1 protein-coding gene is annotated in these 1134 nt (G+C 56.4%); it reads right to left on the reverse strand.

Going from position 1 to position 1134, the window contains the following annotated elements; genetic code table 11:
* Window positions 1-5 precede the first annotated feature (5 nt).
* The coding region (locus HMPREF3169_RS06980) for a Mu transposase domain-containing protein (RefSeq protein ID WP_070456023.1) at window positions 6-1134 on the reverse strand (1129 nt) is incomplete at its 5' end.

A 1134-nucleotide genomic window follows, 5' to 3' on the forward strand; every position in this document is an offset into this window, starting at 1 on the left:
TCCTTCTAGTTTTCGTAGTGGTCAGCAGGCCGGATAAAGACGGCATCGGCCACCTCACCGGTAAGCGGGGTACTTGGGCGTGGTTGGCGCTTGGCTACAGGCTGTGTTTTTGGCCCTGGTTGCCCGGGATGTTGTTGGGCGTGGGCAATGTCAGTCTGGAGGCGTTTGATCACAGCCATCGTTGGGGCCAGCTTTTTGTCCACGACCTGTTGGCATGCAGGCTCTAGGGTGGCTTTGTTGTGCTTTTTGCCCAGGTTGGCCAGTACGTTGCGTGCCTGGATGAGTCCGCGGGGGATGGCGGCACTATTGCGGTCGAGGATCATCGCTATGACTGCGTGCGTTGCTGCCCCGAACGACGAGGCCCAAGCCAAAAGCTCGTCACGGGTAAGCGCCTTGTGGCCTTCATCATCGCCACATGGCCCATGCTGAGGGTTGGTGGAATACCGGTATTTGAATCCGTGAAGGCGCGTGTGTTCAGCAACAAGCTGCTCCCCGCTGAAGATGCTTACTAGTTGCGGGGTGAGCCTGACTGTTACCGATTCTCCTACCAGCTGAAATGGCACTGAGTAGTACTGGTAGTCACAGGTGATGTGCCAGTTGCGATCGACTTTGAGCCGCTTATAAGACACTTCCGTAAACGGCGTCGGCGGAAGATCCCGCATCATTGGTGCCTCTTCTCGATCAAAGCGCATGCGCCGTGTTGAGCCATCAGGCCGCGTCATTGCGCTGTTGATATCGGCAAGACGGCAAGCGATCGCCTCATTGAGTTCATCGAGGTCGTAGAAGACCTCGTTGCTGAAGTAGCCCAGGATTTTGGTGTAAGCGATTTTCACGGCACGCTCTACCGCTGCCTTGTCACGAGGCCTGCCGGGCCTGGTCGGCACGATCGTGATCCCGTAATAGTCTGCAAACGCTGCGTAGCGGTCAGTGACCATCCGGTATGTAGAGTTCTTCTTCGGCCGATAAGTTGCCGTAGAAGCATTATCCGGCACGATGACTGCTGGTACTTTGCCAAGATAGTTCAACGCTTTGACATGGCACTCAATCCACGCCGGCATCTTCTCGTTCGCAGCGGCCGTGACATACATCAGCCCTGAGTATGGGCTGACCGCGACGAACAGTGACGCCTTGAAC

It is taken from the genome of Corynebacterium sp. HMSC08C04 (assembly GCF_001807495.1).
In the GTDB taxonomy this organism is placed as follows: domain Bacteria; phylum Actinomycetota; class Actinomycetes; order Mycobacteriales; family Mycobacteriaceae; genus Corynebacterium; species Corynebacterium simulans.